The following is a 22,135-nucleotide window of genomic DNA, read 5'->3' on the forward strand; positions in this document are numbered from 1 at the left end:
GGCCCGCCCGTCACGGGTAGTACGGGGTGTAGGTGACCGAGGAGACCTTGAGGTACCGGGCACCGTCGGCGGTGGCCCAGGTCGAGGAGTCCGGGTTACCCGGCCAGTCCCCGCCGACCGCCGTGTCGACGATGAAGTGCATGCCGACGCCGGGCCCGGTGGTGTACCACTTGGTCCCCGTGAAGTTGCCGTCCACCGCGAAGTCGATGTGGTCGGGCCACCAGGTGAACGAGTAGGTGTGGAAGGCGTTGGTCCACGCCCCGGGGTTGTCCACGGCCCACTGGGTCTGGGCGTTGGAGGTGTCGTGGAAGGTCTGGTAGGCGGTCCCGGGGCGGGATCCGACGATCTCCGCCGCGTCCATCTCGGGCAGCCAGGGGTTGAGGTAGGCCCCCCACACGGCGGGCAGCAGGCCCTGACCGTTCGGCATGCTGGCGGTGAAGCTGTAGGTGCCGTAGCCGTAGAGGGCTTTCGACTCCACACGGCCCGACTTGTACACCCCGCCGCCCGCGTCGTAGGTCTTGATCACCAGTGTGTCGCCCTCGTACCAGACGCAGTCCGGGGTGTAGGTCTCCAGCTCGTTGTTGGCCGTCCACCTGCCGCTGACGACGTTCCACGAGGTGACGCTCTGCGGGGACCCCCAGGAGGCGGCCTGCGCGGGCGGCTGCACCAGGAGCAGCGCCAGGAAGGCCGTCAGGACGGTGCCGAGGACCCGGGACGGTCTGAGGCGTGCAGTGGGCATCGCGACTCCCTTGCGCCGGCGGGCGAAATCTTAGGAGAGGTTCTCCGTGACCGGGGTGCACCGCCGGACTGTAAGTGCGTGTTCGGTACCTGACAAGGTGCGCCGCGGACATCGCCCTCCCGCTTTCCGGCCGTGAAGACGGCGCACCGGCCGGCCCCCCGGCCGGGCCCTGCCGGGTGAGGCCGGCCCCGCGGTGCCGCTCCGGAGCCGCACCGCTCGACGTCTGCGTCCTCCGTCGGCCGGGCCAGGTGCGTCAGGTCGCCTTCGGCGTACGGCTGCGGAACACCGCGGGGCCGGTCGGCCGGAAGCCGTCCGGACCGCCCACCGCCGGACGGGGACAGCACCCCGCGCACGGGGCGGTGCCTCCGACACCGAGGGCCGCCCTCGTCACCTCGCGCGCCGCGCTACCCGCCGGCACCCGCCAGCAGGGCGTCGAGCCGGGGGAAGTTCCGTGCGAGGGGGTCGCCGGTGAAGTCCCCGACCCAGCCGTCCTCCCGCTCGAAGAAGCGCACCGCGCAGAAGTCGGGACGCGGCCCCATGTCGAACCAGTGGGTCGTCCCCGCCGGCACCGACAACAGGTCCCCCGCCTCGCACACCACCGCGTACACCTTCTGCCGGACGTGCAGGTAGAAGCAGCCGACCCCGTGGGCGAAGAACCGGACCTCGTCCTCCACGTGCCGGTGCTCCTCCAGGAAGGTCCCGCGCGCCTGGGCCGCACGCTCCCGCCACTGCGGGGTGTCCTCCGGGTGCAGCCGCACGACGTCGACCAGGCGCAGCCCCTCCTCGGCGCACAGGGCGTCCACCTCGCGGCGGTACCGGGTGAGGATCTCCTCCTCGGTGGTGCCCGGCTCGACGGGGCCGCGCATCGGCCAGTCGCGCAGCCGCACCGAGCAGGCGGCCAGAACCTCGGAGATCTCCGCGCGGTCCCGGGTGCGGAGCACCACACGGTCCGGCGCGTCCTCGGGCATGACCTGGAGCAACGTCATCGGTTCTCTCCTCCCACGCGAAATGACCGGGCACGGGCACCGGGGAGATCGACCTCCGCGGCGTCCGGTCGTGCTGAGGTGCCGAAGCCGTCGGCAAAGGCGCGCTCCCCATGGCCCGGGCCGGCCGGTCCGCGGGGACGCCTCAGCCCACGAGGTCGCCGGGCGCCGCACCCGGTGCCGGGACGAGGAGCTGGGCCCGGCCCTCGGTGTCGTACGAACCGAGCAGTAGGAACTCGCTCCGGAAACCCGCGATCCGCTTGGGCCTGAGGTTGACCACGCCGACCACCAACCGGTCCTTCAGGGCATCGCGGTCGTAGTGGGTGACCTGCGCGCTCGTGTGGAGGGTGCCCGCCGGACCGAAGTCGACAGCCACTTTGTAGGCGGGGTTCCTGGCCTCGGGGAAGTCCTCGACCTCGGTCACCCGTCCCACCCGCAGTTCGCAGCCGAAGAACTGGCCGGCGTCGATCTTCTCCGTCGTCTGCCCGTTGTCCGCGGACTCGGTGGCTGCCATGGTCGTCTTCCCTCAATTCGCTTTTCTGTTCAGCGCGTTGGGCCATACAAAACGCATCCCCACATTACTCACGATCGTCGAGGATCAGTAACCCGACACCGACCAGGACGATCCCGGCCCAGCCGAGCGCGTCCAGCTCCTCGCCCGCGACCACCACGCTGAGCACCGCGGCGGCCACCGGTTCCACCAGGATCAGGGTGGCTGCCGTGCTCGCCGTGACACGGCCCAGGCCCCGCCCGAAGAGGAAGTAGGCGAGCGCCATGGGCACCAGCGCCAGGTATCCGGCCACCAGCAGCCCCGCACGTGTGCTGAGCAGCGGCCCCCCGGTCACCACGAGCACGGGCACGAGCAGGACCCCGCCCAGGCCGAACATCACCCCCATCACCGAGCGGGACGAGGCCCCGCGGCGGATGAGGCGTCCGGCGCTGTAGGAGTACACGGCGTACGCCGCACCGGCGAGCAGGCCGAGGGCGACGCCGAGGGCGGTCTCCCCCGCGCCGTGCGGTCCGTCCGCCGGGTGCCGTTGTCCGGCGACGACGAGGGCGACGCCGACCGTGGACACCGCGCTCGCCCCCACCCATCGCACGTGGGGCAGGGCCCGCTCCCCGATCACCTCGCACAGTTTGGTGAAGGCCGGGGTCGAGCCGACGGTCACCACGGTGCCGGTGGCGATGCCCGTGAGGTGCATGGAGGTGTAGTAAGCCAGCGGGTAGACCGCCACGGCGACGGCGCCCCCCAGCACGGTGCGCCACGCACCGGCACCGCTGCGCAGCACCCGGAGCGCCGACGGGCCGGCGACGACCAGCAGGACGAGTCCGCCGATGCCCATGTTGGCCGCGCCCACCGAGAGGGCGGACGCACCGGCCGGGGCGAAGCTCGCCGCGGTGCCGGTGCTGCCCCACAGCAGTCCGGCCAGCAGGATGGGCAGGGCCCCGGAGGCGAAGCGCCCGCCCCCGGCCCCCGCGGCCACGTCGGCCGGTTTCGGTTCAGTGCTCACCATGGTGTGCGCGCCCGAGGGCGTCCTTCCGGTAGATCTCCAGCGTCGAAGGGCCCTGGAAGAGGTACTGCGGCTGCGGTTCGGCCATGACCGCGTCGACGCCGAACGTCGCGCAGTACTCCTGCGCGAAGTGGCATCCGGTGACGGCGAAGATGACCAGCCGGGTGTCGTGTTCCGCGGCGGTGGCGACCAGTTCCTCCAGGGTCCGGCTCGCCAGCGTCTCGCCGCACACCAGTGCCACGTCGCTCTCCGCGACCAGTCGCGCGCTCTCCTCCCCCGAGCACACCGGGACACCGAGGATGCCGTTCTCGATGAGGTGGGGGTCGAAGTCGCTCGCGGTGAGGTCGACGTCCTCCCGCAGGAGGTGCTGGACCAGGTTGCCCATGACCCCGATCTGGGCGACCCTGCGGCCTCCCAAGCGGTTCAGCAGCCGCATCGTCTCGCCGACGACGGTCTCCGCCCGGGCCAGCGCCTTGGCCTCCGGCGTCCCGTCGACGGTGACGACCTGCGCCGGGGTGCGGGGCAGCGCGCCGAAGGCGGCGTCCAGGATGGCGATGTCCTCTTCCAGGGTGGCGCCGCGCACCAGACGGGCGTCCTTCCCGATGAGCCCGTCACCGGTCTCGTCGAGCCGGACGGATCCGAAGTCGGCGTAGCAGCAGCCCTGCCGGACGGTCTGGGCGAGCACGAAGCTGTAGACCATGAACCGCTCGAACTCGGTGGGCTGGGACCGGTAGTCGACGCTCCACAGGCTGCGCAGCCGGAAGTCGTCGTCGGGCACGTCGCGGCTGCGCTCGGTCAGGAGGGCGCGCAGGGTTCCCAGGATGTCGTCCATGTCGTGTGTGCTCTCCCAGTCGGTGGGGTTACGGGAACTCGGGCTCGGCGGAGTTGCGGATGGTGCCCCAGCGTTTGGCCGTCGACTCGTGGATGAACCAGATGTCGTCCTCGGACAGCCGGCGTGAGACGACTCCGGGGAAGGCCTCCTCGAAGTAGATGTACGGCGGCCGGTTCTCGACGTCCGGGGAGTGGTAGTCGAGCCTGTCCTGCATGCCGTGCTCGCGGGTGATCCGGGTGGCCGGGTGGTAGGTGAGGATGTTCGGGCTGGCCAGCATGACGAGGCCGTCGTCCACGAGCCGGCCCACCTCCTCGACGGTCTCCTGGATCGTCTCGCGCGTCTCGCCCTCCAGGCCGAACAGCACGGAGCTGCCGACGGGGATGCCGGCCTCCCGGATGCGGGTCAGGGCGGTGCGGACCTTCTTCTTCCAGGGCAGGTCCGCGACGCGGCGGATGTTCTTGTGGACGTGGTCCATGACCTGGCTCGACATGCTCTCGATGCCCATGTAGAGGTAGGTGCAGCCGGCTTCGCGCAGCGCGGCCAGCATCTGGTGCACCTCGTCCTCGCCGTGCAGCGTGGTGAGGAGGTCGGCGGTCACCTGGCAGCCGAAGCGCAGGGCGCGCAGCCGCTGCCAGTCCCCGTCCCCGGTGATCCAGCGGCGGCAGCGCTCCGGGAGGTCCTCGGGACCGGTGGCGGTCCGGGCCGCGCGCAGCGCCTCGCAGAACTCCCGGATGGCGCGGAAGGTACCGCTCCAGAAGATGGAGTCGTCGAAGAAGACGGCCTCGGCGCCGTAGCTGACGTACTCGCACACCCGCTCCAGCGCGGCCTCGGCCGGGGCGGCGCCGAAGCGCTTGAGCCCGCCGACCACGAGGGCCGACTCGGAGCAGAAGTCGCAGTGGTAGGGGCAGGCGTTGGTCACCGTCAGGTGGGCCGTGCGCGCCGGCCGGCCGTCGGGCAGCGGGAAGACCGGGAAGCGGGAGCGGATGGCGAAGCCCTGGTAAGGGGAGGGCAGTTCGGCGAGGTCGTACTTTCCGCCCTTGATCGGGAAGGCGTGCACGGTGGCGCCGTCCCGGGCGCACAGGAGCGAGTTCCCCGGCAGCCGCAGCCCCGCGGCGCCGAGCAGGGACAGCATCCCGACCACGTCGTGGACCTGTGCCCGGGTGCGGTCCAGGTCCATCGCCAGGGCGATCGCCTTCATCAGCAGGTCCAGCGCGAAGTAGCCCTCACCGCTCACAAGGAAGTCCACCACCGGCTCGGCCCGCCCCTCCTCGATGGCGCGCAGCGTACTGCTGTACTGCAGTACGAGGGTGCGGCCGGCCGGGGAGTAGCGCATGGACTCGTCCATGTGCCGTCCGCCGAACACGACGAGGCAGTCGGGCAGTTCCTCCTTCACGAGCCTGGCCATCTCCAGGGCGTAGCGGTGTCCCGGCGATACCGTGCTGACGAGGAAGACCTTCGGGCGCAGCCGCCGGCTGAGCTCCCTCAGCCGCTCGCGGGCCGGCTCGTCCCAGACCCGGGGGTCGAACACCGCGCCGTCGGGGGTGCCCGCCTCCGCGTCGGTCAGGCGCGGTCCGTGCCGCGCGGTCAGCCGCCGTTCCTTGCTCGGGGGACATCGCCAGTCGGGACACAGGTCCGTGAACGGCACGTCCTCGCCGTCGTCCGCGGTGATCCGGACCGACTTCAGGGCGCTGTCCACGACGACGCTGAGGGCGTGGTAGAGGCACATGGGGTCGCCGGGGTAGGTGATCTCGCCCTCGAGGGAGGTCATCACGGGTGCGAGCGCGGCCAGGACCGGGAAGGCGCGGGTGTTCCAGGGCACCTGGTCCGGGCGCTCGCAGCCGGCCCGCTCGGTCAGGCCGGCGCGGCGGGAGCGGCGCAGTGCGGAGAGTTCCCTGGCCGCGGTCGCGTCCGGTTTCTGGGGGCGGTGGAAGACGTCGTGGACGACGGTCTCACGTGTCGCTGTGCGCAAGGTGTACCTCTCGTCGTGGTGGGGCCAACTGGGCACGGGACGGGGTGGGGCGGGGCTCAGGGCCGGGTGGGGCCGTGCGGGGGTGTCTCCGGGAGGGCGTGGACGGTCACGGCTGCCAGGGCGAACGTCGCGGCCACGTAGCCGAAGAACCACAGCGGGTGTCCGAGGGAGGTCAGCCAGGCGGCGAGGTAGGCCGCGGTGCCGCCGAACAGGGCCGTCACCAGGGAGTAGGCGATTCCGACGCCGAGCCCCCGGGTCGCGGCGGGGAACTGTTCGCTCATCAGCGCGGGGAACGGTCCGTGAAAGGCGGTGAGCAGGACGATGCAGACCAGCAGGAGCGGGAGGGTCACCGCGACCTGGCGGGACATCAGGGCGACGGCCGGCACCAGCACCACCGCCAGCGCCAGCGCGCTCCAGCCCATCACCGGGCGGCGGCCCCAGCGGTCCGCGGCCAGGCCGGCCAGGGGCGGCAGCGCGCTGTAGACCACCAGGACGACGCAACTGATCAGGAAAGCGGTCGCGGGAGGCATGCCTTCCCGGAGCTGGAGGTGGGTCGGCATGTACACCGTCAGCGTGTAGAAGCCGACGGTCGCCGCGACGCCGAAGCCCACGACCCGCAGTACGCCCCGGACCTGAGCCGCAACGGAGACGGCGGGATCCCGGGGCGGACGCCGGCCGTGCCCGCTCCGGTCCTCGGGCCCGGGGGCCGGACGCGGACGCTGTGCCGCCGCCTCCTCGGACAGCAGCACGCGGCGGCGCAGCACCAGAGCGACGAGGCCGAGCAGGGCGCCGGCGCCGAAGGCGATGCGCCAGCCGAAGCCGGTCATCTGGGTCCGGGTCAGGGTCGAGGTGAGGACCCAGCCCAGCAGCGAGGCCAGCAGGACGCCGAGCCCCGTGCCCACGAAGATCGACGAGGCGTGGAAGGCCCTGCGGCCGGCGGGGGCGGTCTCGGTGGCCAGGGCCGTGCTCGCCGGCATCTCGCCGCCGGCGGAGAGACCCTGGACCGCGCGGGCGAGGATCAGGAGGACGGGTGCGGCGGTGCCGATCTGCCCGTAGGTGGGCATGACGGCGATGGCCAGGCTGCCGCCGGCCATCATGAGCAGTGTCAGGTTGAAGACGGCCGCGCGGCCGAGACGGTCGGCGAGGTGGCCCAGGACCATGCCGCCCAGCGGGCGGAACAGGAAGCCGACGGCGTACACGGCGAACGCGTTGAGCAGCGCGGTCTCCCCGCCGTGGCCGGCGGGGAAGAAGCGGTCGGCGAAGAACACCGCGAAGGAGGCGTAGAGCGTCCAGTCGAACCATTCGACGACCTGGCCGACGCCGATGGCCACGGTGACGTGGCGGTGCACGGGGAGGGCCGGGACGCCCGGGCGCGCTCGCGTCCCGTCGGGGCTCACCATGGGGTCTCCCAGTCCGTCGGGGGCGGTCACGGGGTGAACGGGGCGGCGGCACCGAGCCGCTCGCGTTCGGCGGACACCTGGTCGCGTACCGCGGCACGCAGTCGCTCGGCGTCGAAGACGACCCCGCCCTTGATCACATGGCGCACGCCTCCGACCCGGGTCAGGGAGCCGTCGGCCCGCATGCGCAGGTGGCCGTGGCCGTAGAGCACCTTCAGGTTGGCCAGCGGGTTCTCGTCCAGGACCAGGAGGTCGGCGGCCTTGCCCGGTTCGAGCGTCCCGGTGTCCTGGAGTCCGAGCAGGCGGGCGCCGTTTGCGGTGGCGCACCGGATGATCTCCAGCGGGTGCAGGCCGGCTTCGCGCAGCAGTTCCATCTCCTCCACCAGCCCGAACCCGTACAGGTTGTAGATGAACCCGGCGTCGGACCCGGTGGTCAGCAGTCCGCCGTGCTGGTGGAAGTCACGGACGAACGCCATCCACAGCTGGTAGTTCTCCTTCCAGGCCACCTCCTCCTCGGTGCCCCAGTCGTAGAGGAACGAGCCGTGGTTCGCGGGATTGGGCTGGTAGAAGTCCCAGGCCTGCGGGGCCGCGTAGGCGGGGAGGTACTCGCGGCCGCGTGCTCGGGCGGCGTCCCGTGCGGCGGTGTAGATGACGAACGTCGGGTCGAGGGCGGTGCCCAGGGAGATCAGTTCGTCGCGGGTCTCCTCCCAGCGGCGGCTCCCGGGTTCGGCGGCCTGCCGCCAGGACCGGCCGAGCTGGGCGAACCGGTCGTGCTCGTCGTTGTAGTTGTAGCCGCTGGGGAAGTGCTGGACCCGGCGGTCGGTGAACATGGCCTCCGGCAGTCCGTAGCCGTGCTCGATGCTGCCCAGTCCCCAGCGGGCGGTGGTCAGGGCGTTGACCCGTGCCACGTCGGAGGGCGCGTGGTGGCAGGCGCTGCCCAGCCCCAGCCGCCGGGCCTCGGCGAGCGCGGCCCGGAAGATCTCCGGTGGCGCACCGAAGAACTTGATGCCCTGCGCTCCGAGTTCGGCCTGGTGCGCCACCCACTTCTCGGCGTCCCGGTTCGTCCGGAACGGCTCGGTGCGGCCGGCGCCGAATGCGGCGTACGGCGTGATGCGGGGTGCGGTGATCTCGTTCGCCGCGGCCCGCCGCGCCTCCCGTACGGTGAACTCCGTCCCGTTGCCCAGGCACCCGGTCTCCCGGACGCTGGTGATGCCGTGGCCGAGCCAGAGCCGGTAGCTGTAGTCGGCGTCGGGCCCCTGCTCGGCGGCCGCGATGTGGGCGTGCGCGTCGACCAGTCCCGGCAGCACGTAGTGGCCGGGTAACTCCCAGGACTCGGCGCCGGCGCCGGCCTGTTGACCGGCCTGGGTCATGTCGGTGTTGCGGCCCGCCGAGACGATTCGCTGGATGCGCCCGCCCTCCAGCACGACGTCGGCGGGGCCGTACGGTGGGGCGCCCGTGCCGTCGATGACGGTGACGTCCCGCAGGACCAGCCGGTCCCGGGGCCGCCTCCCGAGGCTGCCTGATGTCCCTGAGGTGTTCTGCTGCAACCGCACGGTGTGCTACCCCTCCCCCGTCGCTCTGCGATCACTTCGACTACGCGGTGCTGGTCGGATGCCGGTTTCCCCGCTCGTCGGCCACGGGGACACCGTTGCGCTTGTAGGCCCGGAGCACGACCCGGATGTCACAGCCCAGCAGGCCGCCGACCTCGGCGAGCGGACCGGCGAAGAAGTCCTCCAGGGCGGCGGTCGAGCCGTGCACGCAGTACCCGAGCACGTTGAAGGTCCCGGTCACGATGTACAGGGCGCGCAGCGTCGGTTCGCGCGCGAGACGCCGCAACGCCGCTTCCAGGCTGTCGGGGCGCACCTGCAGGGTGAAGCGGGCCTCCAGCGGGAAGCCGAGCAGGGCCGGGGGCACGTCCGCCCTCATGTAGAGGGCACCGGACTCCGTCAACCGGTGCAACCTCCGCTGCACCGTGGTCTCGTGCAGCCCGACCTGCTGCGCTATGCGGGCCGCCGGGGTGCGTACGTCCTGGTCGAGTGCGCGCACGATGGCCAGGTCGCTGTCGTCCAGCTGTATGCCGACGGCTTCGCGCTTCCCCTGCACCACCCGCTCGCGCCGCGGGCTGCGCCACCCGTCCGGGGACCAGTCGGCGGCGGACAGCAGCAGCCGCACCGCGACCTCGCTGCGCACCGACCGTACGCCGTCCAGTGCCGGCAGCTCGTGCACCACCAGCGTGTGCAGGGCGCCCGGGTCGGGGGCGACCAGCTCCACGACCAGGTCGGCGTCGCCGGTGGCCACGGCGACGTAGCGGGTGTCGGGCCGGGCGGCGAGCGCGTGGGCCACGGCGTCGCTCATCCCCGCACGGCAGCCGATCTCCAGCTGGGCCGCGAGCCAGCCGTGGGTGTCCTCGCGCGCGATGGTGGCCGAGTAGGTCAGGACCCCGTCGTCCCGCAGCCGTCGCATGGCGCGTCGCACGGACCGCTCAGCCACGCCCAGCCGGCCGGCGAGCGTCGCGTACGGGGCCCGCGGGGCACGCTGGAGCGCGGCCACCAACTCCCTCTCGAAGCAGGACAGTTCCATGTGGAAACTTCCTCGATGCTGCGGTGACGCCGGTTCTCGACCTTTCGGCGGGTCATGGTGCTCGTTGTCAGCATCTCGGGGCCCGTCGGTGCGGCCATCTTGGACAGTTGACAGGTACACCGTCAATGGCTGTTCTCAGGCGGTGGCGCAACTTCGGCCACGCCGGCGAACTCTCCCCCGGCCTGCTCCGGTCCGAGGCGGGCGCCGTGACGGCCGGCCGGCGCTCTGGGAGTTCTCGCTGGTTGTGGCGGGTTCTGCCGCAGGTGCCGGGCCGGGTCGGCCGTCTGCGCCGGGATACCTCACCCGGCCCCACTCGCCCCGGTTCGCGCCCCGGAGACGGCCTCCACCGCACGGCTTGATCCGACGGGCGGGCCCTGCCCGTTGCGGACGCTGATGCCGTACCAGGCCGCGGCGTAAGCAGGCCGGGACCCTTCTTCCGGACCAGGCCGGAGGCCGGGGTTGTGCGCCCGACGAGATCCGGAACAGCGGCCCTGAGGAGTCCGTGCCGTACGGGAGTACGAGCAGCTCGCGCGGTCCGGTGCCGGCCGGAACACATGGTCCGGCCGTACACGGCGCGAGGACTCCTCAGGGCCCGGCCGCGGCCCCGGCGGGCACGGCTACGACCGCAGGGCGTCGACCGGTTCCATGCGGGAGGCGCGCAGTGACGGGTAGAGGCCGGCCAGGAGTCCCACCAGCGCACCGGCGAGCGGGGCTCCGAGGGCAAGGCGGACGTCCAGGACCGGGGTCCACTCCCTGACGGCGGAGACGGCCACCACGACAACCGTGCCCAGGGCGGCGCCCACGACACCGCCGAGCAGTCCGATCGTTGTCGACTCCACCAGGAACTGGCCGGCGACCTGACGCCGCGAGGCCCCCAGGGCGCGGCGCAGCCCGATCTCCCCGGTCCGCTCGATGACGGTCACCAGCGTCACGTTGGCGATACCGATGGCGCCGACCACCAGCGAGACCAGGCCGAGGACCAGGAAGAGGCCGTTGACGTCGCCCTGCACCCCCTTGCGGGCCCTGGCCGGGTCGGGGGGCGCCGTCACGGACAGGGAAGCCTCGGCTCCGGGGGCCAGTGCGATCGGTGCCTGGTGGGCGACCTGGTGCGCCGCCCCGAGCGAGGTGTTGATCAGTACCCGGCTCACGGCCTCCAGCCCCATACGGTCCGCGGCCGTCGTGGGCGGCAGGATCACCGCGGTGGCGAGCTGCTGCTCCCGCTCCACCCCGCCGAGTATCCCGATCACCGTGTACGCCTGGCCCTTGAGGAAGACCGCGGGGGCGTCCTCGACCGAGCTGATGCCGAGGAGCCGTGCCGCCTGGTCGCCGAGGACCGCCACCCGGTCGTGCCGGACGTCGTCCCCGTCGTCGAAGAAGCGCCCGGCCCGCATCCCGCCCCGGACCGCGGCCGGCAGCCCGGCGGAGGCAGCCACGACCGCCATGGTCTGACCGCTGACCCTGCCGGGAGCGACCACGTCGTCGGCACGTACCTCGACGCTCGCGGTCTCCTGGGACTGGGCGATCGCCGCCACCGACTCGACCCCGGCCAGCCGGCGCACCGCGTCGACGCCGGACCAGTCCACCAGCGGACCGGAGTCGGCCGAGGCGGCGGGCACCCCCACCGTGACCGAGGTGGCGGCCAGGGCGTCGAACCGGCCCACGATGGTGTTGCCCGCCGTGGCCGAGATCCCGATGGTGATGACCAGGGTGGCGATGCCCAGAACGGTGCCCAGCGTGGTCAGGGCGGAACGCGTCGGGCGGGCGAGCACCCCGGCCAGCGCCTCGGACCACAGGTCCCTGGCATCCATCCACGGGTGCTCGACGGTCCGCTCGGCCCCCGCCGCGCCCGCGGGGACCGCTGCTCGCGGGGCGCGTGTCGTCCGCAGCCTCATCTGTGCTCCTCGGTGAGCCGGCCGTCGCTGATCCGCACCCGCCTGTCGGCCCGCGCGCTGACCGCCTCCTCGTGCGTGATCACCACCAGGGTCATGCCCTGCTCGCCGAGCCGGTCGAAGAGGTCCAGCACCGTCTCGGTGTTCTCGCTGTCGAGGTTGCCGGTGGGCTCGTCGCAGAGCAGCAGGGCGGGCTCGCTCATCAGCGCCCGGGCGATCGCCACCCGCTGCCGCTCTCCGCCGGAGAGCCGGTCCGGCCGGAAGCCGGCCCGGTGCGCCAGGCCCACCCGTTCCAGTGCCTGCTCGGCCCTGGCGGCGCGGCCGGCCCGGCCCCGCCCGGGACGTGATCGCCGGTAGGTCTCGGCCAGCATGACGTTCTCGTCCACCGTCCGGTACGGCAGCAGGTGGAAGGACTGGAAGACGAACCCGATCCGGCTGCCGCGCAGCGAGGTGCGCTCCAGGTCGCCGAGCGCGCCCGTCTCCACCCCGTCGAGCCAGTAGGCGCCCGAGGTGGGGCGGTCCAGCAGCCCCAGGGTGTTGAGCAGCGTCGACTTGCCGGAACCGGACGGGCCGACGACGGAGAGGTGCTCGCCGCGCCGGACGGTGAGGTTCACCTCGCGCAGGGCGTGCACCGGCGGTGCGGAGTCGAAGGTCCGGTCCACGGAGACCAGCTGGATGACGGTGTCCGCGTCGGGTGTGACGCGGGGCGGCGCTCCGGTCATCGCCCGACCACCACCTGGTCGCCGGCTTTCAGGACGGCACCGGAGGAGGGGGTGACCTCCACCTGGCCGTCCGCGGAGAGCCCGGCCTCGACGGGGACGTCCACCACCGCGCCGCCGCGGGTAACCTGCACCCGCGCCTTCCGGTCGGCGGAGGTGTGCAGCGCGGCGACGGGCACCGTGAGCACCCTGCCGTCGGACGAACCCACCTCGATGGTGACCTTCGCGGATTCGGCGGCGTTCTCGGTCAGCTTCCCCGTCGGCACGGAGATGCGCACCGGCACGGGGGCCGAGGTGCCGCCGCTTCCACCACCCCCGCCCGCCGGGGCCCCCTGCTGGTCGCCGGCGCCGCTCGCGTCCTCCTCCTTCGGCACGTCGGCGCCGAGGGCCACCACCTCCCCGTCCGCCTTGGCGCCACCGGCCGTCTCCACCCGGGCCCGCATGCCCTTGTGGAGCAACTCCGCGTCGTCGGCCGGGACCACGGCCTGCACCACGACCTTGGAGCTGGTCACCGTGGCGACCGTCCCCGAGGGGGTGTCCCCGGTCTTCACGGCCACCTTGTCCAACCGGGCCGGGAGTTCCGGCAGGAAGACCACCTCACCGGCGGGGACCTTGGTTCCGTACCCGGCCCGGAAGGCGGAGAGCGCGGCGTCAGCCGCGTCCAACTGCTGCTTCGCCGACTTCAGTCGCAGCTTCTCGGCGTCGCTGCCGGCGCCCGATCCGCCAGGGGACCCGCCACCGGTCTTCCCGGCGTCGCCGGCCCCACCGCCGTCGTCACTCCCCCCGGTGCCGCCGCCCGGGTCCTGTGCCGCGAGGAGGGCCTGCTGCGCGGTGGTCACCGCCGCTTCGAGCGTCCCCAACTGCTGCTTGTCGGCGACGGTGGGCTCCATGGCGCGGTAGCCCCTGCTCCGGTACCAGCGGCTCACCGCCGCGGCGTCCGCCTGCCCGTACGTCCCGTCGGCCGAACCGGGGTGGAAGCCCAGCCGGGTCAGCGCCTGCTGGAGCTGCCTGACGTCGTCCCCGGACGCGCCGGGGCCCAGGGTGCGGTACATCGGCGCGGTACCCCGCAGCACCAGGACCGGCCGCCCGCTCACCTGCATCAGCACGTCGCCCTCCGCCACCTCCCTCCCGGCGGCGGGCGCCTTGGTGACCCGCTGGACGACGCCCTCACCGGCCCCCGCGTCTGCGGACCCGGCCCCGGAGTCGGGAGCGCCGACCGGGCCGGCCAGCGTCACCTTCCGCGGCGAGGCGAACTCCACCGAGCCCTGGGCCACCACACTCGCCGTCAGCGCGCGCCGCTCGACCGCGACGGTGACGGGGCGGGCCTTCGGCGGCTGGTGCGCGGCGGCGGCATCCGCCGGTGACTGCATCCGTGTTCCGGCGAACCACCCGACCGCGCCGACCACCGCCACCGCGGTGACGACGACCGCAAGCTGTCCAGGACGGGTACCGACCAGTCTGCGGAGCTGACCGGGGCGGGTACCGGCCGGCCCGCCGAGGTGTCCGGCGCGGGCGTCGGCCGGCTCGGGACGCTGACCGGGGTGGACGTCGGCCGGCTCGGGACGCTGCGTCACCCGGCACCGCCGCCGCTGGTCGGGGCCTTCAGGAACTTCGGGAAGTAGGCGGCCCGGAACTCCTTGCCGCACGCCAGATCGCGCAGCGACAGCTCGATGTCCTTGGTGAGCAGCGGGAGGGCCTTCTCCTTGCTCAGGGTCTTGCGGGTGTGTCCGTCCCCGCCGACCGGGGCGACGCCGCCGGCGCCGGCCGGAGCGGACCCGAGCGCCTGGAGCTTGACCATCTCCCCGATGCCGGTCGGCTGCGTGGTCGTGACGGGGATCCCCTCCTTGCGCAGGCACGCGGCGTACGACTGCGCCAGCGCGACCAGCTTCGGGTCACCGTTGAGCGCCTGCGCGTTGGCCTGGTCCTGGCTCGCGGTCGTGGTGCTCCGCTCCTCCGCCGACGCGGAGCCGTAGACCTTCTTGTCGGCCTCGCCCTGACAACCGGTCCAGCCCTTCTTCCCGCTCTTCGGGTCGGGGGGAGCGCCCAACGCCTTGTTCCAGGCGGCCTTCTGCCCGGGGGTGAGCGTGTCCACGTAGTCCGCGTTGGGCGTGTCGTCCGCGTCCGCCTGGCCGGCGGCCCTGCCCGACGCACCGGCGTCGTGGGGGTAGACGATGCCCGCGTAGACGCCGAATCCGTACTTCTGCCGGTACTTCTTCGTCAGCGCGTAGTCCGCCCCGTCGGTGGTCCAGGAGGCGGCCGGGTCCTCGGGCGCCACCGGGGTGTAGGTGAACCCCTGCTTCTTCATGCAGGCCGCGATCGCGTTCTCCAGGAGATACCGCTTCTTGAGGTCGGCGTTCGCGTCGGCAGGAACGTCGAGTTGCCCGGACGAACCGGCCGCGGTCCTCCCTCCGTCCGCCGAGTGGGGCTCCGAGCCGGCGTCGGTGCCGGTGCCGCAAGCCGCCAGTAGCGGCAGCAGGGCCACCGCCGCCGCCAGTCTTTGGACAGTGCGGGATCCAGTCATGTGGTTCCATCCGATCAGGTGGGGGTCTGCCTGCGGTGTACGCAGGGGGACCACCGTGGTGCCGGCAGTTCATGACCGGTGGATCGGCTCATGACCGTGCTGTAACGGCTGCTCGCCGTGGCGGCCCTCTCCGGAGCCGGGGCGGGTCAGGTGCGAGTGGCCGGGACAGTGGCCGCTCCCGGGGCAGTGGCGCACGGTTCGTCGGCAGCGGCCGCCGGTGCGGACCGCGTCAGCCGCGCGCGCCTCCGGCTCATTGCGATCATTGTGTAACGGCGCCCGGAGAGGGCCCCTTCCCAGGAAAGTCACCTCGTCCGGTCTGCCTACACTGACGAAATGCCACGGGTCCTGATGGTCGAAGATGATCAAGATGTACGCAGAGCCGTCCAGTTGGGCCTGCGCCATCAGGGTCACGAGGTCCTCGCCGTGGGAACGGGTGAGGAGGGGCTGCAACAGCTCCGCCCCTTCCGGCCGGACGTCGTCGTACTCGACCTCATGCTGCCCGGCATCTCCGGCATGGACGTGTGCCGCCGGATCAGGGACCACGACCAGGTGCCGATCGTCATGGTGACGGCACGGGGCGACGACGTCGACGTGGTCGTGGGACTGGAGGCAGGTGCGGACGACTACGTGGTCAAGCCCGTGCAGGCCCGGGTACTCGACGCACGGATACGGGCCGTGCTGCGCCGGCAGGACACCTCGGCACCGAACGGCGCCCGGCCCCGGGCGGAGACGCACGGCGAGCTGGTCGTCGACCGGGCCGGGCTGGTGGTGACCCACCGGGGCGACCCCGTCCCCCTCGCCCCCTCCGAACTGCGGCTGCTGCTGACCCTCTCGGCCTCACCCGGCCAGGTGTTCAGCCGCCAGCAGCTCCTGGAAGCGGTCTGGGAGCACAGCTACCACGGCGACATACGGCTCGTGGACGCCTGCGTGAAGCGCCTGCGCAACAAGCTCGACGAGGGCAGGAGCCCTCGTTACGTACAGACCGTCCGCGGATTCGGTTACCGCTTCGGCACCTCATGAGCGCCCGCACCGCCACGCCGGAGGAGAGCACCGCGCGGACGCGGAAAGCCGCCCGCTCCCGAAGAACCCTTCGGGAGCGGGAACCCCTGCGAGTGCGGCAGACCGCGCGCCCGGGCGAGGCCGCCACCGCCGACGCCCCCGCCGCAGCCGCCGGGGCCGACGAGTCCGCCACCGACGGAACCTCCGCCGCCCCGCCCGGGAGCGGCCCGCTGCGGTTCCTCCGGGCGGCCTTGGCCCGCGTCCCGCTTCCGTTGCGCGGTCTGCGCCCCCGCCTGCTGGCGGCCTTCGTCCTGGTGGCCATGGCCAGCTCTCTGGGCACCGGAGCCCTCGCCTTCCGCGAGGCGCGCACCGGGGTGCTCCAGCAGAGCCAGGACTCCGTCATCCACCAGTTCCGTACGAGCGTCGACGCCCTCGCCCCCTACCTCCCCACCGCGCCGGACCGGGCGGAGCTCCAGTCCGCGGTCAACCAGGTGCTGCACGCGAACCCGTCGTCGGGGTGGCGGGTCATGGCCACGTACGGCTCCCTGCGCGCCGCCGCACCGAGCGCCGCCTTCGACGAGCTGAGCCCCGCGCTGCGCCACTCCGTGCGGGACCGACGCGCCGCGGTGTTCCAGCGGGTGAACGTCGACGGTCACCCCCGCCTCGTCGTCGGCATGCCCCTCACCTACACCTCGGGGGAGGGCACGGAGTCCAGGCTCTCCGGGGTCGTGATGTACCTGGAGGTCTCCCAGAACACCGAAGAGGCCTACGTCAAGGCCATGGTCAGCGGCATCGAGCGGGCCACCGTGGTGGCCCTCTGCCTCGCCGTCGTCCTGGCGCTGCTCGCGGCGAGCGGCGTACTGCGTCCGGTACGGGCACTGCGCCGGGCGACGCGCCGGATGGCCGCGGGGCATCTCGACGTCCGGCTGGCCGTCACCGGCTCCGACGAACTGGCCGACCTCTCCCGTTCCTTCAACGAGACGGCGACCGAACTGGAGCGCACCGTCAAAGAGCTGCGCCGTCTGGAGGCACAGGCGCGCCGTTTTGTGGCGGACGTCTCCCACGAACTGCGCACGCCGCTGGCGGCGATGTCGGCGGTCACCGACGTGCTGGACGAGAACGCGCTGCGGCAGGAGGGGGAGACCGCAGACGCGCTGCGGCTCATCAGTGAGGGAACGGGCCGGCTGAGCGGGCTGGTGAACGACCTGATGGAGATATCCCGCTTCGACGCGGGAACGGTCGTACTCCACCGGGACGAGATCGACCTGGCCGAGTCCGTACGGCGCACCCTGGCCTCCCGGGGGTGGCAGGAACAGGTGGAGACCCGGCTGCCCGAGCCGGGGGCGCTCCGCGCGCGGGTCGACCCGCGCCGGCTCGACGTGGTGACCGCCAACCTGGTCGGCAACGCGCTGCGGCACGGGGCGCCGCCCGTCCGCCTGACCATGGAGGTACGGCAGGAAGGGGCGGGCATGGCGTGGGCCGTCATCGAGGTGAGCGACAACGGACCGGGCATCGCCGAGGAGGCCCTGCCGCACGTCTTCGAGCGGTTCTACAAGGCGAACACCTCACGCACCAGGAGCGAGAGCAGCGGCCTGGGCCTGGCCATCACGGCGGAGAACGTGAGTCTGCACGGAGGACGCGTCCGGGCGGCCAACCGGCCCGAAGGCGGCGCGGTGTTCACGGTCGAGCTCCCCCTCCACCACGACGGCACCGCCCCCGATGCCGACGGGGGTGCCCGGTGAGGGGCGCGCGGGTGGCGGCGCTGCTGTCCGGGCTCACGGCCGCGGTCACGCTCGCGGCCTGCGGCATCCCCCCGTCCGATGTCATCGAGGCCGGCGAACCGGCGAACGGCATGTTCTCCCCCACCGCGCACCCCTCCGCCCCCACCACCGTCACCCTCTACTTCCTCCACGACGGCGAGCTGACGGCCTACCCCCGCCGGAGCGGCACCCCGGGAGACCTCGGTTCCGTCCTGCGCCTGCTGTTCGAGGGACCGACCGCGAACGAAGCCGCGACGGCCACCACCCAGCTGCCCCGCCTGGCGGGCACGCCACGGGTGGCGACCGAGGGCGACGGCACCCTCTCCGTCCAGCTCCCCGGCGAAGCGGCCCCGCTGAGCCGCCAGGCCGTGCTCCAACTGGCGTGCACCGTGACGCAGGCCGCCCAGCCGTCCGGCACCGCCGTCCCCCACACGAACACAGAGGCCGGCGCCGGTGCCGCGCACAGGACCGCCGGGCACAGCGCCCTCCGTGTGCTCGGGGACGGATGGACGATGACGCCGTCGGACTACGCCTGTCCCCCCGCCGGCCTGCCGCAGGAACGGGACGAGGGACAGGGCCGGAACACTCCGGAAGGCTGACGCCGTCCGGGACCTCTCGCCGTCCGGCTCACCGCTGTGCCGCAGCCGGCAGCACCGCCCGGTGCCGCAGCGGCCGTGCCGGCGCGGAGCAGGCAGCCGCGATGGCGAGCATCGCCCGGGCCCGGGACCTGACCCGCGCGGCCGTGCGGCCGGACCGCGGCCTCCGCGCTCACAGGTCGCGGCGCCACAGCCCCGGGAGCGGCGGGGGGATGGCAGTCCGGCAGGACGGCACTCGGCCCCACGGGCTCCTCGCAGGCGGGGAACGCCCTCCCGCCCTACTGTCTGTCACAGCAGGTGAGAGGGGGTTTGGTTGGTGTCCTACGCGGCGTCCGTGTACGCCAGCCAGCGGTCGCAGACCCGGCAGCGGAACAGGTAGGCGGTGGGCTGACCGTCCTTCGACAACGCCCCGAGGTGCTGCTCGACCTGTTCGGCGGACCAGCCCCCGCGACCGAGTTCCGCCCGGACCGCCTCCCATGCCTGGGGACGCTGCCTGAGTTCGGCGGCCCCGGCCCTCCCGAGGAAGGCGGCACCGTCACCGCAGTGGATCAGCCAGCGTTCCTGCTGCCACCCGGCGAAACCCGGCGTGCGTCGGGTGATCGCGTGCAGCCGGTCGAGTGGGACGTCGTCGAGCACGTCGGTGAACAGCGCCTCGAAACGTCCGGCTGCGCTTCCGTCCGCGATGCACCAGGGGCACAGCCGGCCACGGAGGTCGTCCTCGGCGTAGACGGGGCCGGTGTAGACGTAGCCGCGCACCCGGCCGCAGGAACGGCACGCCGTCCGCGAGGGCACCACGACGCCGGTGGCCACCGGGTCCGGGTGGTACGGGAACGAGGGAAGCGGCTGTGTCACGGCCGACGACGGTACCAGCGGGCCCTGACGACCGTTCCGTTACTCCTCTCGGTCCGCTCCGGCGCCTGCGGCCTCGCCCCGAGGGCCCCCGCAGCCTGGGCGGAATCCGCCGGCGCGACCGCGCCCGGGGCACCGGCCGCCTGACCGCGGGCCTGGCCGCGGTCGTCGGCGTCCGGGTGCCGCGCCGGCGGGGATCCTCGACCTCACGCTTGTCCATGCCGGGCGCCGCCGGGGCGAGGCCGTCGGCGGGTGGCCGGGTGAGGTCGGTAGGCGCGTCAGGCCGCTACCCGGGCCGTCCCCTGTGCGGCGGCCCGGTCGGCCGCCACCCGCCGCCGCCGTACCGGCATGCCGAGCGTCGGGTGGGCGAGGCCCCAGGCCGCGCCCCTGCAGACCAGTTCCTTGTAGCGGGCCGCCAGACGGCCGGTCAGGGCCCGGTCCACGGGGCGGTCGTCGGCGGTGACGAACTGGATGAGGCCCTCCTTGCGGCCGAGCGAGACGCACTGGTTGAAGTAGCGCAGCGGGGCGTGGGAGGGTTCGCCGCCGGTCAGGCGTGCGGCGAGGGAGTCGGCTGCCCGCCAGGCCATGGGGATGCCCGAGGCGCAGGACATGCGCAGCGGCTTCCCGCCTGTGCCCAGCGCGTGGCCGGCGTCGCCGATCGCGTACACCTCGGGGTGCGAGACCGAGCGCATCGTCGCGTCGACCATGATCCGGCCGTCGTCGGCGAGTGTGAGGCCGGTGGCCGCGGCCAGCGGGTGGACCGCGAAGCCGGTGGTCCAGACGGTGAGGGCGGCCGGGAGGGTCCGGCCGTCGGCGGTTCGGACGTGGTCCGCCCCGACCAGGGTCACAGGGGTGTTCTCGTGCACCGTGATGCCGAGTCCGTCGGTGACCCTGCGCAGGTGCGCGCGGCCCTTCGCGGAGAGCCCGTCGCCCAGCTCGCCGTGGGTGGCGAGTGCCACGTCGAGGTCCGGACGGGCCTCGGCCGTCTCCGTGGCGATCTCCAGGCCGGTCAGCCCGCCACCCACGACGACCACCGCATCGCCTTCGGTGAGCCTGGCCAGGCGCGCGCGCAACCGGAGCGCGCCGGCACGGTTCGCGATCTGGTGGGCGTGCTCGGCGACGCCCGGGACGCCGTCGTCCCGCCAGTCGCTGCCGAGGGCGTAGACGAGGCTGTCGTAGGGCAGGTCCGCCGAGCCGCCGGCGCTCTGCACGGCGACCGTCCTGCCCTCGACGTCGATCGACGTGGCCTTCGCGAGCCTCAGCTCGACCCCCGTGCCCGCGAGCATCTCGCGCAGCGGGCGCGGCCTCAGTTCCTGGCCGACGGCCAGCTGGTGCAGCCGGACCCGCTCGACGAAGTCGGGTTCGGCGTTGACGAGGGTGACGGCGGCGTCCTCGCGACGCAGTCGCCTGGCGAGGCGGCCGGCCGCGGTCGTGCCCGAGTAGCCGCCCCCGAGGACGACGATGCGGTGCTGCATGCTGCTGCTCCTGTCTGCGCGGGTCCGGCGCCTTCTGGCCCGGTCACGCCCCTTGAACCGGGCAGCCCGCGGATTCCTGACAGGAGGACGGTGTGACCTGCGTCACCGGTACGTCAGATGACCTGGGTCAGGACCGGATCACCGAAACCGCCCGCCGCCCAGCGCTCCGTCGCGCGCTCCAGCTTGTCCGGGTTGACCTGGCTGCGGACCGCGAGGATGCCCTCCTGCGTCCGCTCCAGGCAGACGATCGCGAAGACCCGCTCGCCGACCACCGCGAGGACTGCCGGCTCGCCGTTGGCGGTGGTGGCGTAGAGGTCGGGCGAGCCGCCGATCAGGTCCCGCTTGGACTGGGCAGGCTTGAACAGTCCGCGCAGGAACTTCGCCACCGTGAGTGCACCCCGGAAGGCGTTGGCCCCCGCCGGCATCTTCCCGCCGCCGTCGCCGACCGCGATGGCGTCCGAGGTGAGCAGCCTGATCAGCGGTTCGGTCTCGCCGCTGGTCGCCGCGGCGAGGAACTCCTCGACCACACGGCGTGCCGCGGCCTCGTCGATCCCCTGCCGCTCCCCGCCGGAAGCCGCCCGCGCCCTGCCCTGGGCCACGTGCTTCTTCGCGCGGTGGAGGAGCTGCTGGCTGGCCGCCTCGCTGACGTCCAGGATCTGGGCGATCTCCCGGTGGGAGTAGGCGAACGCCTCGCGCAGCACGTACACCGCGCGTTCGTTGGGCGAGAGCCGTTCCAGGAGGACCAGCACGGCGTAGGAGACCGACTCGCGCTGTTCGGCCGTCTCGGCCGGGCCCAGCATCGGGTCGCCGGCGAGCAGGGGCTCGGGCAGCCACTGGCCGACGTAGGTCTCGCGGCGCGCACGGGCCGAAGTGAGCTGGTTGAGGCAGAGGTTGGTGAGCGCCTTGGTGAGCCAGGCCTCGGGCACCTCGATGCGCGCGGTGTCGGCGGCCTGCCAGCGCAGATAGGTCTCCTGCACGGCGTCCTCCGCCTCGCTCGCCGAACCGAGCATGCGGTAGGCGATGGCCTCCAGACGCGGCCTGGCCGCCTCGAACCGGTCCACGTCGCTCACGCTGAGGGCCATGCCGGGATCCTAACCGGCGGTGCGCGCCTGGCACGGGGCCGGGTGCCGGGGCCGGCGGAGGGGACGCGCCGAGCAGGCGGCACGGCCGGGAGGTGCGCCGCTGCGGCCGGGACGGCCGGCCTGCCGGGAACGCGCGCCTCGGGTGCCGGCGGGGGGGGGGGGGGGGGGGCGCGGGGGCGGGGGGGGGGGGGCCGGCGGGGGGGGGGGGGGGGAAAAGCTGAAGCACGCCCCAGA

General features: G+C 73.2%; 19 protein-coding genes. 3 read left to right on the top strand and 16 right to left on the bottom strand.

What is annotated here, in order from left to right; translation table 11 throughout:
• Window positions 1–10: 10 nt before the first annotated feature.
• The 13 genes from ACFV3R_RS21240 to ACFV3R_RS21300 all read right to left on the bottom strand — a co-directional run bounded on the left by ACFV3R_RS21240 (window position 11) and on the right by ACFV3R_RS21300 (window position 15,101).
• Window positions 11–739: a family 16 glycosylhydrolase gene (locus ACFV3R_RS21240; protein WP_385585119.1), complete on the bottom strand. Its 729-nt coding sequence runs from the start codon at window positions 737–739 to the stop codon at window positions 11–13.
• A gap of 404 nt (window positions 740–1,143) precedes the next feature.
• A complete protein-coding gene (locus ACFV3R_RS21245; protein WP_385585122.1) occupies window positions 1,144–1,725 on the bottom strand; it encodes an acireductone dioxygenase in 582 nt (193 codons plus the stop codon).
• A gap of 142 nt (window positions 1,726–1,867) precedes the next feature.
• Window positions 1,868–2,236 carry a tRNA-binding protein gene (locus tag ACFV3R_RS21250; RefSeq protein WP_385585125.1) on the bottom strand — a complete coding sequence of 123 codons (369 nt, stop codon included), beginning with the start codon at window positions 2,234–2,236 and terminating at the stop codon, window positions 1,868–1,870.
• Between the two features lie 64 nt (window positions 2,237–2,300).
• A complete protein-coding gene (locus ACFV3R_RS21255; protein ID WP_385585128.1) occupies window positions 2,301–3,236 on the bottom strand; it encodes a DMT family transporter in 936 nt (311 codons plus the stop codon).
• Entirely contained in the window at window positions 3,223–4,065 is an 843-nt protein-coding gene (locus ACFV3R_RS21260; RefSeq protein WP_385585131.1) for a Rossmann-like domain-containing protein, read from the bottom strand. Before ACFV3R_RS21260 ends, ACFV3R_RS21255 begins: the two co-directional genes overlap by 14 nt.
• 28 nt (window positions 4,066–4,093) lie before the next feature.
• The gene (locus ACFV3R_RS21265; RefSeq protein WP_385585134.1) at window positions 4,094–6,034 is read right to left on the bottom strand and encodes a B12-binding domain-containing radical SAM protein; all 1,941 of its coding nucleotides are present in this window, start codon (window positions 6,032–6,034) and stop codon (window positions 4,094–4,096) included.
• Window positions 6,035–6,090: 56 nt separating this feature from the next.
• Entirely contained in the window at window positions 6,091–7,434 is a 1,344-nt protein-coding gene (locus ACFV3R_RS21270; RefSeq protein WP_385585137.1) for an MFS transporter, read from the bottom strand.
• A 26-nt stretch (window positions 7,435–7,460) separates the two neighbouring features.
• Window positions 7,461–8,984: an amidohydrolase family protein gene (locus ACFV3R_RS21275; RefSeq protein WP_385585141.1), complete on the bottom strand. Its 1,524-nt coding sequence runs from the start codon at window positions 8,982–8,984 to the stop codon at window positions 7,461–7,463.
• Window positions 8,985–9,024: 40 nt separating this feature from the next.
• Window positions 9,025–10,011 (bottom strand): Lrp/AsnC family transcriptional regulator, encoded by a 987-nt coding sequence (locus ACFV3R_RS21280; protein WP_385585144.1) that lies wholly within the window; start codon window positions 10,009–10,011, stop codon window positions 9,025–9,027.
• A 617-nt stretch (window positions 10,012–10,628) separates the two neighbouring features.
• Entirely contained in the window at window positions 10,629–11,903 is a 1,275-nt protein-coding gene (locus ACFV3R_RS21285) for an ABC transporter permease (protein ID WP_385585147.1), read from the bottom strand.
• Window positions 11,900–12,622 carry an ABC transporter ATP-binding protein gene (locus ACFV3R_RS21290; protein WP_385585150.1) on the bottom strand — a complete coding sequence of 241 codons (723 nt, stop codon included), beginning with the start codon at window positions 12,620–12,622 and terminating at the stop codon, window positions 11,900–11,902. Before ACFV3R_RS21290 ends, ACFV3R_RS21285 begins: the two co-directional genes overlap by 4 nt.
• The gene (locus ACFV3R_RS21295; RefSeq protein ID WP_385585153.1) at window positions 12,619–14,193 is read right to left on the bottom strand and encodes a peptidoglycan-binding protein; all 1,575 of its coding nucleotides are present in this window, start codon (window positions 14,191–14,193) and stop codon (window positions 12,619–12,621) included. Before ACFV3R_RS21295 ends, ACFV3R_RS21290 begins: the two co-directional genes overlap by 4 nt.
• Window positions 14,190–15,101, bottom strand: a complete 912-nt coding sequence (locus ACFV3R_RS21300) for a hypothetical protein (RefSeq protein WP_385585156.1) — start codon at window positions 15,099–15,101, stop codon at window positions 14,190–14,192. The genes ACFV3R_RS21295 and ACFV3R_RS21300 overlap by 4 nt, the downstream gene beginning before the upstream one ends.
• Window positions 15,102–15,473: 372 nt before the next feature.
• Here ACFV3R_RS21300 and ACFV3R_RS21305 point away from each other — a divergent pair, with 372 nt between their 5' ends.
• Genes ACFV3R_RS21305 through ACFV3R_RS21315 form a run of 3 tightly spaced genes read left to right on the top strand, consistent with a single transcriptional unit; the run spans window position 15,474 to window position 18,498 of the window.
• Complete coding sequence (locus ACFV3R_RS21305; protein ID WP_385585159.1) at window positions 15,474–16,160, top strand: response regulator; 687 nt, start codon at window positions 15,474–15,476, stop codon at window positions 16,158–16,160.
• Window positions 16,157–17,881, top strand: a complete 1,725-nt coding sequence (locus tag ACFV3R_RS21310; protein WP_385585161.1) for a sensor histidine kinase — start codon at window positions 16,157–16,159, stop codon at window positions 17,879–17,881. The genes ACFV3R_RS21305 and ACFV3R_RS21310 overlap by 4 nt, the downstream gene beginning before the upstream one ends.
• Entirely contained in the window at window positions 17,878–18,498 is a 621-nt protein-coding gene (locus ACFV3R_RS21315) for a hypothetical protein (RefSeq protein ID WP_385585164.1), read from the top strand. The genes ACFV3R_RS21310 and ACFV3R_RS21315 overlap by 4 nt, the downstream gene beginning before the upstream one ends.
• 318 nt (window positions 18,499–18,816) lie before the next feature.
• Here ACFV3R_RS21315 and ACFV3R_RS21320 read toward each other — a convergent pair whose 3' ends face one another.
• The 3 genes from ACFV3R_RS21320 to sigJ form a co-directional block, all read right to left on the bottom strand.
• Entirely contained in the window at window positions 18,817–19,347 is a 531-nt protein-coding gene (locus ACFV3R_RS21320) for a CbrC family protein (protein ID WP_385585167.1), read from the bottom strand.
• A 275-nt stretch (window positions 19,348–19,622) separates the two neighbouring features.
• Entirely contained in the window at window positions 19,623–20,819 is a 1,197-nt protein-coding gene (locus tag ACFV3R_RS21325; RefSeq protein WP_385585170.1) for an NAD(P)/FAD-dependent oxidoreductase, read from the bottom strand.
• 113 nt (window positions 20,820–20,932) lie between these two features.
• On the bottom strand, window positions 20,933–21,901 hold the full coding sequence (sigJ, locus tag ACFV3R_RS21330; RefSeq protein WP_385585173.1) for an RNA polymerase sigma factor SigJ: 969 nt from the start codon (window positions 21,899–21,901) through the stop codon (window positions 20,933–20,935).
• Window positions 21,902–22,135: the final 234 nt, after the last annotated feature.

Source organism: Streptomyces sp. NPDC059740 (assembly GCF_042733155.1).
GTDB lineage: Bacteria > Actinomycetota > Actinomycetes > Streptomycetales > Streptomycetaceae > Streptomyces.

Bases quoted from the DNA above. Each gene is read 5' to 3' on its own strand.
- ACFV3R_RS21240 (WP_385585119.1), bottom strand. From the start codon at position 739: ATGCCCACTGCACGCCTCAGACCGTCCCGGGTCCTCGGCACCGTCCTG.
- ACFV3R_RS21245 (WP_385585122.1), bottom strand. From the start codon at position 1,725: ATGACGTTGCTCCAGGTCATGCCCGAGGACGCGCCGGACCGTGTGGTG.
- ACFV3R_RS21250 (WP_385585125.1), bottom strand. From the start codon at position 2,236: ATGGCAGCCACCGAGTCCGCGGACAACGGGCAGACGACGGAGAAGATC.
- ACFV3R_RS21255 (WP_385585128.1), bottom strand. From the start codon at position 3,236: ATGGTGAGCACTGAACCGAAACCGGCCGACGTGGCCGCGGGGGCCGGG.
- ACFV3R_RS21260 (WP_385585131.1), bottom strand. From the start codon at position 4,065: ATGGACGACATCCTGGGAACCCTGCGCGCCCTCCTGACCGAGCGCAGC.
- ACFV3R_RS21270 (WP_385585137.1), bottom strand. From the start codon at position 7,434: ATGGTGAGCCCCGACGGGACGCGAGCGCGCCCGGGCGTCCCGGCCCTC.
- ACFV3R_RS21280 (WP_385585144.1), bottom strand. From the start codon at position 10,011: ATGGAACTGTCCTGCTTCGAGAGGGAGTTGGTGGCCGCGCTCCAGCGT.
- ACFV3R_RS21285 (WP_385585147.1), bottom strand. From the start codon at position 11,903: ATGAGGCTGCGGACGACACGCGCCCCGCGAGCAGCGGTCCCCGCGGGC.
- ACFV3R_RS21290 (WP_385585150.1), bottom strand. From the start codon at position 12,622: ATGACCGGAGCGCCGCCCCGCGTCACACCCGACGCGGACACCGTCATC.
- ACFV3R_RS21305 (WP_385585159.1), top strand. From the start codon at position 15,474: ATGCCACGGGTCCTGATGGTCGAAGATGATCAAGATGTACGCAGAGCC.
- ACFV3R_RS21310 (WP_385585161.1), top strand. From the start codon at position 16,157: ATGAGCGCCCGCACCGCCACGCCGGAGGAGAGCACCGCGCGGACGCGG.
- ACFV3R_RS21325 (WP_385585170.1), bottom strand. From the start codon at position 20,819: ATGCAGCACCGCATCGTCGTCCTCGGGGGCGGCTACTCGGGCACGACC.
- sigJ (WP_385585173.1), bottom strand. From the start codon at position 21,901: ATGGCCCTCAGCGTGAGCGACGTGGACCGGTTCGAGGCGGCCAGGCCG.